This window comes from Pseudobacillus badius, from assembly GCF_002189605.1.
Classification (GTDB): domain Bacteria; phylum Bacillota; class Bacilli; order Bacillales; family Domibacillaceae; genus Pseudobacillus; species Pseudobacillus badius.
Window position 1 is genome coordinate 419,110 of the sequence record NZ_MWMM01000002.1, and the last position, 13,694, is coordinate 432,803.

General features: G+C 45.7%; 13 protein-coding genes and 1 pseudogene. 3 read left to right on the plus strand and 11 right to left on the minus strand.

What is annotated here, in order from left to right; translation table 11 throughout:
* Positions 1-76: 76 nt before the first annotated feature.
* From hrcA to gpr, 7 genes and pseudogenes are all read right to left on the minus strand, one after another.
* On the minus strand, positions 77-1,105 hold the full coding sequence (gene hrcA, locus B1A98_RS05230; RefSeq protein ID WP_063385529.1) for a heat-inducible transcriptional repressor HrcA: 1,029 nt from the start codon (positions 1,103-1,105) through the stop codon (positions 77-79).
* Positions 1,106-1,213: 108 nt separating this feature from the next.
* The gene (gene hemW / locus B1A98_RS05235; RefSeq protein ID WP_063385528.1) at positions 1,214-2,359 is read right to left on the minus strand and encodes a radical SAM family heme chaperone HemW; all 1,146 of its coding nucleotides are present in this window, start codon (positions 2,357-2,359) and stop codon (positions 1,214-1,216) included.
* 72 nt (positions 2,360-2,431) lie between these two features.
* Positions 2,432-4,264 (minus strand): translation elongation factor 4, encoded by a 1,833-nt coding sequence (lepA, locus tag B1A98_RS05240; RefSeq protein ID WP_041097340.1) that lies wholly within the window; start codon positions 4,262-4,264, stop codon positions 2,432-2,434.
* A 143-nt stretch (positions 4,265-4,407) separates the two neighbouring features.
* Complete coding sequence (locus tag B1A98_RS05245; protein ID WP_063385527.1) at positions 4,408-4,686, minus strand: hypothetical protein; 279 nt, start codon at positions 4,684-4,686, stop codon at positions 4,408-4,410.
* Between the two features lie 24 nt (positions 4,687-4,710).
* Entirely contained in the window at positions 4,711-5,880 is a 1,170-nt protein-coding gene (spoIIP, locus tag B1A98_RS05250; protein WP_063385526.1) for a stage II sporulation protein P, read from the minus strand.
* Between the two features lie 29 nt (positions 5,881-5,909).
* Positions 5,910-5,993: pseudogene (locus tag B1A98_RS20985) on the minus strand (hypothetical protein); the annotation flags it as partial.
* A gap of 27 nt (positions 5,994-6,020) precedes the next feature.
* A complete protein-coding gene (gpr, locus tag B1A98_RS05255; RefSeq protein ID WP_063385525.1) occupies positions 6,021-7,124 on the minus strand; it encodes a GPR endopeptidase in 1,104 nt (367 codons plus the stop codon).
* Between the two features lie 191 nt (positions 7,125-7,315).
* Here gpr and rpsT point away from each other — a divergent pair, with 191 nt between their 5' ends.
* Complete coding sequence (gene rpsT, locus B1A98_RS05260; RefSeq protein WP_041097348.1) at positions 7,316-7,570, plus strand: 30S ribosomal protein S20; 255 nt, start codon at positions 7,316-7,318, stop codon at positions 7,568-7,570.
* A 137-nt stretch (positions 7,571-7,707) separates the two neighbouring features.
* On the opposite strand, the gene holA is transcribed toward rpsT, so the two are convergent.
* Positions 7,708-8,730, minus strand: coding sequence for a DNA polymerase III subunit delta (holA, locus tag B1A98_RS05265; RefSeq protein WP_063385847.1), 1,023 nt, complete (start codon positions 8,728-8,730; stop codon positions 7,708-7,710).
* A 283-nt stretch (positions 8,731-9,013) separates the two neighbouring features.
* On the opposite strand from holA, the gene B1A98_RS05270 reads away from it, so the two are divergent.
* Entirely contained in the window at positions 9,014-9,145 is a 132-nt protein-coding gene (locus B1A98_RS05270) for a YqzM family protein (protein WP_041097350.1), read from the plus strand.
* A gap of 61 nt (positions 9,146-9,206) precedes the next feature.
* Here B1A98_RS05270 and B1A98_RS05275 read toward each other — a convergent pair whose 3' ends face one another.
* The 3 genes from B1A98_RS05275 to B1A98_RS05285 form a co-directional block, all read right to left on the minus strand.
* The gene (locus tag B1A98_RS05275; RefSeq protein ID WP_063385524.1) at positions 9,207-11,504 is read right to left on the minus strand and encodes a DNA internalization-related competence protein ComEC/Rec2; all 2,298 of its coding nucleotides are present in this window, start codon (positions 11,502-11,504) and stop codon (positions 9,207-9,209) included.
* Between the two features lie 22 nt (positions 11,505-11,526).
* A complete protein-coding gene (locus B1A98_RS05280; protein ID WP_041097354.1) occupies positions 11,527-11,937 on the minus strand; it encodes a deoxycytidylate deaminase in 411 nt (136 codons plus the stop codon).
* 74 nt (positions 11,938-12,011) lie between these two features.
* A complete protein-coding gene (locus B1A98_RS05285; RefSeq protein ID WP_158286016.1) occupies positions 12,012-12,668 on the minus strand; it encodes a helix-hairpin-helix domain-containing protein in 657 nt (218 codons plus the stop codon).
* 70 nt (positions 12,669-12,738) lie between these two features.
* Between B1A98_RS05285 and comER the strand changes: the two genes are divergently transcribed.
* Positions 12,739-13,563, plus strand: coding sequence for a late competence protein ComER (comER, locus tag B1A98_RS05290; protein ID WP_063385523.1), 825 nt, complete (start codon positions 12,739-12,741; stop codon positions 13,561-13,563).
* Positions 13,564-13,694 lie beyond the last annotated feature (131 nt).

Sequence of the window (13,694 nt, forward strand, 5' to 3'; positions counted from 1 at the left end):
GAGGACGGACCCTTCTCGCTTTTTGCACAAAGAGAAGGAAATTAGCCAAAAACCGCTAATTTCCGCCTGCTCCACTTCAGCTATGATAAAAATTAGTTAACGCTTTGGTCATATCATGGCTTAAAAAGTCAACAAGACTGATGACGCGCGAGTATTCCATTCTCGTCGGGCCAAGGATCGCAATCGTTCCGACTTGTTCATTGCCGACGGAATAAGAAGCGGTGATCAAGCTGCAGTGCTGCATAGCAGCATTTTTATTTTCTTTGCCGATCTTGACTTGAATGCCGGCAGGAACACCGCTGATCAGGCGATAGATCCCTTCTTCCTGATCAATCATGTTCATCACTAGCCGGATTTTCTCCACATCATGAAATTCCGGCTGATTCAAAATCTTTGTTTTGCCGCCGAAGAATAGTTTTTCATTCGCATGCAAATCGACAGCTTGCGTAAACATCGCCAGCAAGGCATCATGATTTTGAATGTGCCGGCGAAGCAATACAACAATTTCTTTATATAATTTATCATGCAGCTCAGAAAGAGGTACACCAATAAGCTTTTCATTTAAGATATTGACCATCTTTTCAATATCGGAAGGATGCACCCGCTCCGGCAAAGTAAACGTCCGATTTTCCACATGGCCAGTATCTGTCACGATAATCGCCACAGCGGCATCTTGGCCAAGCGGCACAATTTGCAGCTTCTTCAGCTTATTATCCTTTAATTCCGGCCCTAACACGATGGCCGTGTAATTGGTCAGTTCCGATAAAATCTCTGCTGATTTCTGTACAACTTTCTCAAGCTCATAAATGCGTCCGCCAAAGATAGAGTTGATCGTCTCTACTTCCTGATAGTTCAGCTTTTTGGGACGCAGCAAATGATCTACATAATAGCGGTAGCCTCTTTCTGACGGCACACGCCCCGAGGATGTATGGGGCTTCTCGATGAAGCCAAGGTTCTCCAGCTCCGCCATGTCATTGCGGATCGTAGCCGAGCTAAATGTTATTTCTTCTTTTTCTGCGAGGCTGCGGGAGCCGACCGGCTGAGCAGATCGAATGAAATCATCAATAATTATTTGCAAAATAAAAAGTTGACGATCGGTTAACATCGTTGATCACCTCTGTTAGCACTCGCTTGTTATGAGTGCTAAATCTATAAATAAATTATCAAAATCGGCGGTTAATGTCAACGACAGAGCACCGATTATCCTGCTCTGTTATTCTTCTTCAGCAAGCAAAAATGCTTGGAATACTTCATTCCCTAACAGCTTTCCCTGTGCTGTCAGGCGGATGGACCCGTCTTTATCTGCTGTGAGCAGCCCTCTGGCCGTCATTTCTGCTATCGGCTTCCCGAATAAAGATTGAGGGGACCGGCCAAATTTCTCTTCAAAACGGACAGCCGACACACCTGCTGTCTTTCGAAGACCGAGAAACATCTCCTCTTCCATCTTCTCTTTTTCAGAAAGCTTATTTTCATGAAGCCAAGGGAGGCGTCCTTCCTGTATAGGGGCCATATATTTTTTCAACGGCCCGTGATTGGAGCGCCTGATCCCTTCCATATAAGAATGGGCTCCCGCTCCGAATCCATAATAGTATTCATTATTCCAGTATACAAGATTATGACAGCTTTCAAACTCAGGAATGGCAAAGTTGCTGATCTCGTATTGCTGCAAGCCGGAAGCGGCCATTTCCTCTGCAAGCAGCTCGTACATTGCTGTCTCGGTTTCCACCTTCGGAAGCGGCAATGCATCTTTTCTCATTAAATTATAAAACACGGTCTTCGGTTCGATAATCAGTGAGTAGGCCGAGTAATGGGGAAGCTGCAGGCTCAGAGCCTGCTTCAAAGTATCCCGAAAATCCGCCAGCGTCTGATCCGGCAAGGCATAAATTAAATCAATGCTTATATTAGAAAATCCGGCTTTTTTAGCATTTTCAACTGTGGCAAACACATCGGCGCTCGAATGCGTGCGGCCAATCGCCTGAAGCAGCTGATCATTAAAAGACTGCACCCCAAGGCTCAAACGGTTCACTCCATAATCACTTAGCACCGTCAGCTTCTCTGGCGTTAAATCGCCCGGATTTGCTTCAAATGTAAATTCCCCTTTTTCAAAAGGCAAGTGCTTGCGAATGGCCTGGCACAACTGGTCCAGCTGTGCAGCGGTGAGAGCCGTCGGTGTGCCGCCGCCGACAAAGATCGTATCAAGCCGGTCTGACGGATAACGTTCCATCGTCATACTTATCTCGCCGGCCAATGCCTTAATATAGTCTTCCACGGGCTGATTTTTCAAAAAAACCTTATTAAAATCACAGTAATGACAAATCTGATGGCAGAAAGGAATGTGAATGTAAGCGGAACGTATCATGTAAAAACTCCTCTTTGTTTGTTCAATAACGAGAAAAAGGGGAAGCATCTGCGCTTTCCCTCTCTCATTTCCTTATTTATTATTCTCGTCATCCATCTTCAGAACAGCCATAAAGGCCTCTTGCGGCACTTCAACTGATCCGACTTGCTTCATCCGCTTTTTCCCTTCTTTTTGCTTCTCTAGCAATTTGCGTTTCCGGGAAATATCGCCGCCGTAACATTTAGCGAGAACGTTTTTGCCCATTGATTTAATGGTTGAACGCGCAACAATCTTCTGGCCGATTGCCGCCTGGACAGGAACTTCAAATTGCTGTCTCGGAATGAGGCTTTTCAGCTTCTCAACAATGGCTTTTCCGCGGTCATAAGCAAAGTCGCGGTGGACGATAAAGCTTAAAGCATCAACTTTGTCGCCATTTAGCAAAATATCCATCTTAACAAGCTTCGATGGCTTGTATCCAATCAATTCATAGTCAAAAGAAGCGTAGCCTTTTGTACTTGATTTTAATTGGTCAAAGAAATCATAAACAATTTCTGAAAGCGGAATTTCATAGATTACATTTACCCGGTTTTCATCCATGTATTGCATATCGATAAAGATTCCGCGTTTATTCTGGGAAAGCTCCATGACTGCACCGACATAGTCGTTCGGCACCATAATAGAGGCTTTCACATACGGCTCTTCCACAACATCAATTTTTTGCGGATCCGGCATATTGGAAGGATTATCGACATTAATTTCTTCCCCATTGGTTAAGCGGACTTTATAAATAACGCTTGGCGCTGTCGTAATCAAATCAATTTTAAACTCGCGCTCAATTCGCTCTTGGATGATTTCCATATGGAGGAGGCCAAGGAACCCGCAACGGAAGCCAAAGCCCAGCGCTTGTGAGGTTTCTGGCTCGAATTGCAGCGCCGAATCATTTAGTTCAAGCTTTTCCAGCGCTTCACGCAGGTCATTGAACTTGGATGAGTCAATCGGATAGAGACCGCAATACACCATTGGATTCAGCTTTCTGTATCCAGGCAGCGCTTCAGCAGCCTGATTATGAGCCGAAGTGATCGTATCCCCGACTCTTGTATCTCCCACATTTTTAATGGCAGCAGTCAAGAAACCTACATCTCCAACTGTCAGCTCATCACGAACAGTCGCTTTCGGCGTAAATACACCGACTTCAGTGACCTCGAATTCTTTTCCAGTGGCCATCATTCTAATCTTATCGCCGGCTTTTACCGAGCCGTCTACGACCCGAATATAAGCGACTACTCCGCGGTAGGCATCATATAAAGAGTCAAAGATTAACGCCTTTAATGGAGCGGAAGGGTCTCCTGCAGGAGCAGGAACCTTTTCCACAATTTGCTCCAGAATTTCCTCAATCCCGATTCCGGCCTTTGCAGAGGCAAGCACAGCTTCCGACGCATCAAGACCGATGACATCTTCCACTTCCTGGCGGACACGCTCCGGTTCTGCTGCCGGCAAATCAATTTTATTAATAACTGGAAGGATTTCTAAATCATTATCCAAAGCAAGATAAACATTCGCAAGCGTTTGCGCCTCAATTCCTTGCGCCGCATCTACAACGAGGATCGCCCCTTCACAGGCAGCCAGGCTGCGGGACACTTCATATGTGAAATCGACATGCCCTGGTGTATCGATTAGATGGAAAATATATTCTTCGCCGTCCTTTGCCTGATACTTCAGCTGAACAGCATTTAATTTAATAGTAATTCCCCGCTCGCGTTCAAGATCCATGGAATCGAGCAGCTGGCTTTTCATTTCCCGCGCAGACAGAGCATTTGTATACTCTAGAATCCGATCGGCTAAAGTAGACTTCCCGTGGTCAATGTGAGCAATAATCGAGAAGTTTCTAATATGCTCTTGTCTTCTTTTTTTCTCTTCATTATTCATGTTTTTCTTCACTCCTGTTAGTCGGCGCATGTATACTAGGATTGATTATATCAGCCAGAAAAGCAATTGACAATTCGCAAAAATACAAGAGCCTTTGCTTTCGCCAAGAAAAAACCGCATCCTGAAAAACAGGCATGCGGTTTCTAACTATTAAATAAGGAAGCAGCAGCAAATGTAACGGCTTCAGCCAAAGATTGCCCCGCTTTAGAAAATAGATTAACATTCTCTTCGTCCTGCAGCCTCTCTCGTTTCTTCTGCAGGTCGATTTCCGCTTCATCTTGTTCGAAAAAAGAAAACGGCGGTTCCTCCGTTTGCCCATAAAAGGAAGGCGTTTGAGGATTTTGGCTATGGAAAGAACCGATTAATACACCAATAAAAAAAAGAGAGAGAACAAGGCTTATTTTCAACAGAAAAATTTTCATGGGAAGATCCTTTCTTACCGGCCTTCAGTCAGCTTGTACTGCCTCTGCCTGCCAATAATAGTCTGCGAATACATCCGCGAATGCCTCCGCTGTGCGGTTTAATTCTTCAAATGTATTATCTACCCCGCCAAACTCAATCAGCATGGCTTTATCGGACAGGTCCTGATTGAATTTACCGTTCGTATTTTTCCCCTGTTTTAAGATAACTCCTCTGGATAACCCTTTATATTTCTTCTCTAATAGATTGTGCCATTGCGTGGCCAGCTTGACATTTTTTTCATAGTTTGCATGCTCGCCGCCGACGACAAATACTACCTTCGCATAATCTTTCCCATTTATAGAAGCTGTCGTCACTTCCTTGCGCTGCGAGTCTCTATGAATATCAATAAAATATTGCAAATCTCGATGATTAGACTGCGCGGAAGCAACAAGCGCCCGTGACTCCTGATAAGATTGGCTGTACTTTCTGCCTGACTGGTCCAGCTTAGCAACGATATCCGTTTTGTCGACCGTGGTGCCGATGCCTTTAGCTTCAAGTGCTTTGCGCACCATCTCGCCCACTTTCGTCACGTTTAAGGCAGAGTGATGAGCAGAATCCGCCGAAGACACTCCTTGCAGATGCGGCAAGTATGATTCTCTCGTATGGGTAAAATACAAATACACCCGCTTTTTCCCGCCGGTTGTCAAAGACGGCGGCGGACTGTCTTTCTCTCTGGGAATCTCTTTGGCTGGCTTGACTGCCACATCATTCCCCTTATCAAGGACCCTATCAGGAGGCTCGGATTCAATCGGCATGTTTGTATAGTCGGTTCCTTCTCCGGCTACTAAGATTTCCCCATCATAAATAGAAAAGCCGGGAATTTCTCTTCCTAAAAAGCTGCGCGGGTCCTGAAAGCGGACATTGGTCGCATACCGGAAAGCTACCTCGCTTAATGAAGGCGGCCGCGCGCCCTCAGGCGCATGGGCCGCAAACAGCTTGTTTTCCATTGTATACAAATAATAAAGCGCACCGCCGGGCACATTCTCCGCTGCCTCATTCACAGAGTGGGAAGAGAGGCGATAATTGTAAGTGAGAGACGTTAACATGCCGGCAAATGAAAAAAGTGAGAGGAGAGAGAGTGTAAAAATCATCATTCCCTTTAAGATCGTTGACAAATTAATTGAAAAAAGTTCATACGGCTGATTCTCCTTCATTGCTCCACCCTTTCTGCAAAAGTCTTGTACTATCGTATGACTTCATCAGAAAAAGCAGAACAATTTTTGTTGAGAAGGATGAGAACAATCGTTTCTCTTGGCCGAAGAAAGGCTGCTCTATCGACGGCTAGGAGCCTTGCTCACTTCGTAAAAAACCCAGTATTCCCCTGATCGATTGCCGAGTGCAAAGCAGCATTCAAACAGTTAGCTAACAAGTTAGCGGTGTCCTTAATAAATAAATCAATTTCCTTTGGTGTGACCATCAAATTGTGTCCCAAGGGAGACAACACTTCACGAATCAGCTGCCTCTTTTCCTCCTCAGGCAAGGTGCCGATCATTCCCAGAAAAGACTGTCTCTTCTCCTCATCCGGCAAATGATTCTCCGACAGCCGGTTTCTGCCGAAAGAAAAGCCGGCTGGAGCCAAAGCACCAGAAGGACGGTCCCCTTCTTGGATCTCCTTTCCTAAATGCTTAAGAATAAAATCAATCGTATCACTTGTAATCGATACAGCATCTACCACAGTGGGAACACCGATCGCGATGACCGGAATACCAAGCGTGCTCTCACTCAGCTCTTTTCTTCTGTTTCCTACGCCTGCTCCCGGCTGAATACCTGTGTCGGCGATTTGCACAGTAGCGTTGACCCGTTCAATAGACCGGGAAGCAAGCGCATCAATGACGACTAAAAAGTCGGGCTTTGTTTTTTCTACTACCCCAAACACAATATCGCTCGTTTCAATTCCCGTCATTCCCATCACTCCGGGAATAAGAGAGCTAACGGGCCGGTAGCCTTCCTCCACCCGGTCTGGCTGCAGCTCAAACAAATGCCTCGTTATCATGATTTCCCCGCATACAAGCGGACCAAGCGCGTCGGGTGTAACATCTTCGTTTCCTAAACCAACAACCAGGCAGCTTGCGTCTTCCTGAATGCCTTTCTTTTTTAAAAAAGCGGCAAACTCGCTCGCCAGCACTTTTTCGACTTCATGCTGATGGCTTGTATCATGAGTGCGGATTCCTTGCGATTCTATCGTTAAATAAAGACCGGCTTTTTTCCCCGTTGCCTTTTGCCCTTCCTCATCAATCGTAACGGAAGTGACAGTAATATCATTAATTGTCCGCTCTTCCGTGAAAACGCCCGCTACTTGCTGATTGCCTTGCTGGCGTTCCTCTGCCAGCGTCTTTGCTTCCACAGCTAAATCTGTTCTAACTGCATACCGGCTTAAATCAAGAGATGATTCTTCCATCATATGTGCCCCCTTTTAAATAAACTTTTCTTTTAGTCTGCCCAACTGTGTAAAAGTTCATTCCTTGACACAAATTGCGAATGTAACTATTGCAATCTCCCCTTCTGTTTGATAGAATAACTTTTGTTCTTATAAGGAAAATGGAAGTCGAGTAAAAGATAGAATCTCGATCGCTTTAGGAGGTGACCGGAATGCCAAATATTAAATCCGCTATTAAACGCACAAAAACGATCCAAGATCGTACAGAGCGCAACAACCAGCAAAAATCTGCAATGCGTACAGCTGTGAAGAAATTTGAAACAGCAGCTGCCAACAATGAGGAAAACGCAAAAGATCTTTTCGCTCAAGCAGCAAGAAGCCTTGATAAAGCTGCCGCTAAAGGTTTAATCCATAAAAACGCTGCAAACCGTAAAAAATCTCGTCTATTGAAACAGCTTAACGCGTAATCAATGACCGTTTCGCTCAACAAAAAATCCTTCAAGCCCCGCTTGAAGGATTTTTTGTTTCATTTTCTTTATTCCTCTTTTCCTTGCAAGCCAGGCACCCGCTTGCAAGGAAAACACTCTTCATTTTATGAATTCATTCATCTGCTCATAAGACTTTGCAGCTTAAACAGAAACATTTCAACGATCAGCGGCTTAGCCATTGCACTCGTTTTCATGTCCAGGTCGCTATTGGCCAGCAGCATCATTATAGCTGCAAGCTGCTCATCCGAAAAACTGCGCGCCTGGCCAGCTGCAAGCTTCACCCGGAATGGATGCACTTTTAAAAAGCTGGCTACTTGCTGCTGGCCATATCCTTTTCGCGCCAGCTCCTTCGTCTGATAAATGAGGCGGAACTGATTAGCGATTACAGCAAGGATCTTAATTGGCTCCTCGTTCAACTTCAGCAGATCGTAATAAATACGAAAAGCCTTCTCGGCCTGCCCGGTTACCACCTTATCCACTAAAGAGAAAATATCCTGCTCTAACGAACGGGCTGTCAGCTGATCGACGATATCGACCGTAATCGGCTGTGCACCGGACACGTACAAGGCTAATTTATCCATCTCGGAGGCAAGCATCATTAAATCTGTACCCGCAATCGCAAGAAGATGGTCCAGCGCCTCTTCATCAATTTGCGCTCCGCTGGCTGCTGCCCGGGAACGAAGCCAGGACTTCAATTCTTTATCACTCAGCTTGTTCGCTTCCATGACTTCCGCATTTTTCTTCAGCAGCTTGGTTATTTTTTTGCGTTCATCTAATTTTTCGTAAGGAGCAGAAAAAACAAGGATCGTATAAGGAGCAGGGTTGGCTATGTATTCTTCCAGCTTTTTGATATTATGCTCGATTTTATCCTTCGAACGTTCAGCAGTTAAAAACACTGGATTTTTTAAAATAACAAGTTTTTTTTCTCCCATAAAAGGAAAGATTTCCGCTTCTTCCAGCGCTGTTTCTACAGGGGTTTCCTCAAGGTCGTACGATGAAAAGTTAAAATCCATTTCTTCTTCTGTCAGGACAGATTGAATCAGTCGTTGCTTTGTTTCATGGATTAGAAACGCTTCTGTTCCATACAGCAAATAAAGTGCTGATAATTGTTTTTGCTCTAGTTTTTTCCAAATGGGCATCAATGGCTTTTCTCTCCACTTTCATGTATGATACTCCCATGTTAAAAAAGCTTCTTTCATTTGACAAGGGGAAACTTCTGAAGAAGCCTCCCCGTGATCTATATGAACGCCGGCAACGCTGCCCCGGGAAACAGCTTTACAGACGGTGATCATGTTAATTGTATTTTCACCGAATTTGTCAATCTTATTGCAGTTAACTCTTGTCAAAGCAGGAATTAGCAAGGACAGTCTGGATTTTTTAAAAAGGTTCGTCTATACTATAAATGAAATAGGAGGGGTAGTTGTGAACGAATTTGAAAAAAATGTCCAATCAACGCGTAATGACGCAGTAGATTCTGGAGTAGCTTTTGGTGTTTCTTTCGCTTTTTTTACTATTATCTTCATTATTGCACAGGTTATCAAAGCGATTGGATAACTGCCGCAAAAGCCCGTCAATTGACGGGCTTTTTTCCGCTTCCGACAGCCTCTTGTATAGTTTACGGATAGATGGCTGAAAACGTGCCTGTTTCCCCCGCTCTATACTTATACACCACCTCTCCATGAAGATCTGTACGCCAAATCTCTATTCCATGGGCTTGAAGACGGTCGGTCACTTCTCTGTGCGGATGGCTATACCGGTTGTTTTTTCCAAGAGAGATGACAGCCGTTTCAGGTGCCGCTTTGCTCAGAAAAGCTTCTGTCGTTGACGAACGGCTCCCGTGATGTCCAACCTTTAACACATCAATATCAATAGCTGCATGTTCCATGAGCTGTGTTTCTCCTTGTGCCTCCATATCCCCTGTGAATAGCCATTTCTTTCCCCCAAGCACTGCATAAATGACGAGTGAATCATCATTTCCTTCATACTGCCTGTCTGCAGGCGAAACAATTTGAAAGTAGGCCCCGCCGCTTTGCCAGCTTTCCATGTATTTTCCGTAGCGGATAGAAGCTTTATGCAGGCGCGCCTCTTCGATTGTCTGCTGCATCACCGGTTTTGTTTCTGATCCCGGGCTAATGATGACCTCCCTAATAGAGAAGTGAGGGAATAACTCTTTGGCTGCCCCGATATGATCATAGTCGCTATGTGTCAGAATCAGCTTATCAATACGAGTGACTCCTCTGCCTTTTAAATAAGGAATCAGAACATCGTCACCGATCGAAAAGCTGTTTCTTTGCTTTTGCCATTCCTCCTTCTGAAACGGCAGCAGCCCGCCTGTATCGATCAAATAATTGCCTTTGTTAAACGGAAGGACAATAAAAATCGCATCTCCCTGCCCTACATCGATAAATGACACCTCTCCTGCCGGCGAATAGGTGTGCGCCGTTACAGGAATACCAATGATCATCACCAGAAAAGCGACTACCCGTTTCCCGTCCTGTGTTTTTTCCCATTGCAGAAAAGCTGCCAGCACCAAGAGGCAAATAAGAGTCAACAGAAACTCTCCCGGGCGGCCGGTGACAACGACGGCCCCCGGCCATCTGCTCGCTTCTACCGCGATTTGATCTGCTTTTTCAAGCAGAAGCTGAAGCGGCTCTAATAAAATCACGGCGGAGCTCAGCAAAAAACTTAAAGGAAAAATAATTACAAGCAGGGGCAAAACGAAGAAAGAGTAAAAGGGGACGAAAAATAAATTGGCCGCAAAGGAATAAATAGACACCTCAAAAAAGTGGTACATCAAGACCGGTAAACCGGCTATTTGGGAAACAGAGGTGACTGCCAGCATTTTCCCTAGGAGAGAAGCCGGAGCAGACAAGATAAAAGGAGAGGAAAGAAGCAACGAGAAACTAACGAGGTAAGAAAGCTGAAATCCGGCCTGATAAATCAAGTACGGATCAAGCATCATCACGATGATAAAGCTTGCGCCAAGGGCATCCAGAGGAGTAAATCGCCGCTGAAAGCGAAGGGCCAGCAGGATAAGAATCGTCATTAACGCCGCCCGGACGACAGGGGGAGAGCCGCCGGCTAAGAGCGCATATACCGGAAGAGCGATAAGCAAAGCGATTTGAGCCGTTTCTTTCACTATCCCCACCCGTATCATCACGTAATAAGCCAAAGAAGTCACTAAGCCAACATGAAGGCCTGATATAGCCAGCAAGTGAATGATGCCGAGACGCTGATAAGCGGTCAGCACCTCTTCCTCAGTTAAAGAGCGATCCCCAAACAATAAAGCAGCAGCAACGGGTTGCAAACCTTCAGGAAAAACTGCTTTTAGATGGCTGATTCCTTTTTGCCGCCATTGCAGAATATCCTTCTTGATCGTTTTTCCACCTTTTACACAGGATGATAAGGACAAGCGGTCAACCTTCAGCTGCCAGAAAATATGCTTGTTCTTGAGTAGCGATTGATAATCAAAGCCGTTCCGGTTGCGTTTTCCTCCAGGCTCTTCCAGCTTGCCCGCAACATAACAAACTGTTCCCGGCAGCAATCCCGCCTGAAGCTGTTCCGCTTCTTCAGCAGAAGACAGCCGGTAAACCAGGCGCAGCCTTTCTTTATGATCCGCTGTGACAGTCGCTTTCAGCCGGTCCCCATCAATCATCGTCTCACCCGAAAACGTTACCAGCCATTTCTCTTCATCTCCAGTAAAAGCTGTATTGTTTCGTTCCTCCGCCCATTGTCCGGCTAAAAAGCCGGAGATGGCACAACTAAAAAGAGCTGCCCTTCCCCTCTTATCAAGCTGAATGATAACAAAGAAAACGGCAGCAGTCAGAAGCAAACGAAGGCTTCCTAACGAAGGAAGCGCCCACAATAAACCTAAGAGTACGCCCATTGCCATATAAATAAGCTTTCCGCGCATAACTCCCCCTTCAATAGTTTGATTAAGGTAAATGAACGACTTCGATGTCCTTTAAAAAATGTTTATTCCATTTATTCGGATAAGCATTTCTGTAAACAATCTTTTTGATTCCAGCCTGCGCCAATGTCTTTGCACAGTTTTCACACGGTTCATGCGTGACGTAAGCAGCCGCGCCTTTCAATTTATCCCGCTCTGCGTGCAGAACGGCGTTTAACTCCGCATGCAGGCATCTGATGCAGCGCTTTTCATCTGACAGCAGACAGCCTTCCTCCTCACAATGGGCATGTCCATGAATAGAGCCGTTGTAACCTGTAGAGATGATATGCTTATCCTTCACAATCACACAGCCAACATGCAGACGGTTGCATGTGGAACGGGTCGAAACGACTTGGGCAATATCCAAAAAATATTCATCCCAGCTCTTTCTGTTCATCTGTTCTCACTCTTCCTTCAGCAAATTCATTTTTCTTTAGTGTAGCGGCAATAAAACACTTCCGTCAATCCCTGTTACTGAACAACTACAAGCGGCGCCAGCTTTTCAAAGGTTTTGTCTCCAATGCCCGAGACACTTTTCAAGTCATCCGGCTTTGTAAAGGCTCCTATCGTTTCCCTGTAATCGATAATTGCCTGAGCTTTGGCCTTCCCGATGCCCGGCAGCTGCTGCAGCTCCTCGACGGACGCTTTATTAATATTAAGAGCTGCTCCCCCTCCTGCCGAATGCCCGGCTATGCTCTTCTCCGGGACAGCAGCTCCTGCTGCCTCTTCCGGCGGCGTCTCGCCGACTTTCGGCACATAAATGATCATTTCATCCTGCAGCTTCTGGGCGAGGTTGATGGCTGTCCGGTCAGCCTCCTTTTGAAAACCGCCCGCCTTCGTTATTGCGTCGTTAATTCTCTCTCCGTTTTTTAACGAGTAAATGCCGGGCGCCGCTACAGCTCCTTTAATATCAACCATGAGAACAGCGGGCTCCTGCGGCTCTGACAGCGGAGGTGCCGGCACTGGAGCCATATTTCCTCCGGCCGGCGCTGCTTCTTCCAAGGCTGGTATTTCGGGTGAAGCCTCTTCAGCAGTCAGCTGGTAGAGCCCGAACGCCGCAAGTGCGCCTCCTGCCAAAATGTACATTTTGTACTGGGTGATCCATGTTTTTATATCGATCTTTCTCACCTCTTTCTCATAAACCAGCTTTTTTTTCATACATTGTAAAAGCAGCTTGTATAAGGAGGGAAAATACTGAATGAAAATAGGAGTAGCCGGAACAGGCAATATGGGAAGCATCTTAATTGATGCTTTAGTGGCATCAAAAGCTGTCTCTGCTTCCGACCTGGTCATTATGAACCGAACGCCGGAAAAAGCACAGCAGATTCAGAAAAAGCACCCGGACATTACAGTCAGCAAAGAGTTTGCCGGGCTCGTTCAAGCATGTGAGCTTTTATTTATTTGCGTAAAACCCCACGACATCCATCCGCTGCTTCAGGGCGCCCGTTCTTTGTTTCGCCCTGAACAATGCGTCGTATCTATTACTAGTCCCGTCAGTACCGCCCAATTAGAGTCGGTCCTGCCGTGTTCATGCATGAGAATGATCCCGAGCATCACGAATAAAGTCTTATCAGGAACGGTTCTCTATACCTTTGGAGAAAAATGTGAAGAAAAATGGAAAGTCGAAATGAAAAAGCGGATGGATAAATTGTGCAAAGAGGCTGTGGAAATTGATGAGGCAGTGACACGTGCGGCCTCTGACCTTGTCAGCTGCGGCCCGGCATTTATCAGCTTTCTGACGAGGAAATTCATCGAAGGAGCCGAAACAACCGGAATGGAGGCAGAAACAGCAGAAAAACTGGCAGAATCCATGCTTGCCGGCCTTGGAGAGTTATTTAAACAAAAAGAGTATACACTAGCCGAGTTAGAAGAAAAAGTATGCGTAAAGGGAGGAGTGACCGGAAAAGGGATTGCTGTTTTAGAAGCGGAGACAGGAGATATGTTCACGAAGCTGTTTCAGGCCACCCATAAGAAGTTTGCTGAGGACAAACAGGAAACAGCGGCGCAATTTGGAATCCCTTAATTTATTCGCCGCTGAATTAGAAAATCCTTTTTATTTTTTCGATAGGCGTATAGGCTTTCCCGGCGCTCAATTAAAAAATGGGAGCTTAAGTCCTTTTCATAAAAAGAAAGAGCTGCCCCAAAGGGTCATGA

Bases quoted from the DNA above. Each gene is read 5' to 3' on its own strand.
- comER (WP_063385523.1), top strand. From the start codon at position 12,739: ATGAAAATAGGAGTAGCCGGAACAGGCAATATGGGAAGCATCTTAATT.
- spoIIP (WP_063385526.1), bottom strand. From the start codon at position 5,880: ATGAAGGAGAATCAGCCGTATGAACTTTTTTCAATTAATTTGTCAACG.
- hrcA (WP_063385529.1), bottom strand. From the start codon at position 1,105: ATGTTAACCGATCGTCAACTTTTTATTTTGCAAATAATTATTGATGAT.
- gpr (WP_063385525.1), bottom strand. From the start codon at position 7,124: ATGGAAGAATCATCTCTTGATTTAAGCCGGTATGCAGTTAGAACAGAT.
- lepA (WP_041097340.1), bottom strand. From the start codon at position 4,264: ATGAATAATGAAGAGAAAAAAAGAAGACAAGAGCATATTAGAAACTTC.
- B1A98_RS05275 (WP_063385524.1), bottom strand. From the start codon at position 11,504: ATGCGCGGAAAGCTTATTTATATGGCAATGGGCGTACTCTTAGGTTTA.
- B1A98_RS05280 (WP_041097354.1), bottom strand. From the start codon at position 11,937: ATGAACAGAAAGAGCTGGGATGAATATTTTTTGGATATTGCCCAAGTC.
- holA (WP_063385847.1), bottom strand. From the start codon at position 8,730: ATGCCCATTTGGAAAAAACTAGAGCAAAAACAATTATCAGCACTTTAT.
- B1A98_RS05245 (WP_063385527.1), bottom strand. From the start codon at position 4,686: ATGAAAATTTTTCTGTTGAAAATAAGCCTTGTTCTCTCTCTTTTTTTT.
- hemW (WP_063385528.1), bottom strand. From the start codon at position 2,359: ATGATACGTTCCGCTTACATTCACATTCCTTTCTGCCATCAGATTTGT.
- rpsT (WP_041097348.1), top strand. From the start codon at position 7,316: ATGCCAAATATTAAATCCGCTATTAAACGCACAAAAACGATCCAAGAT.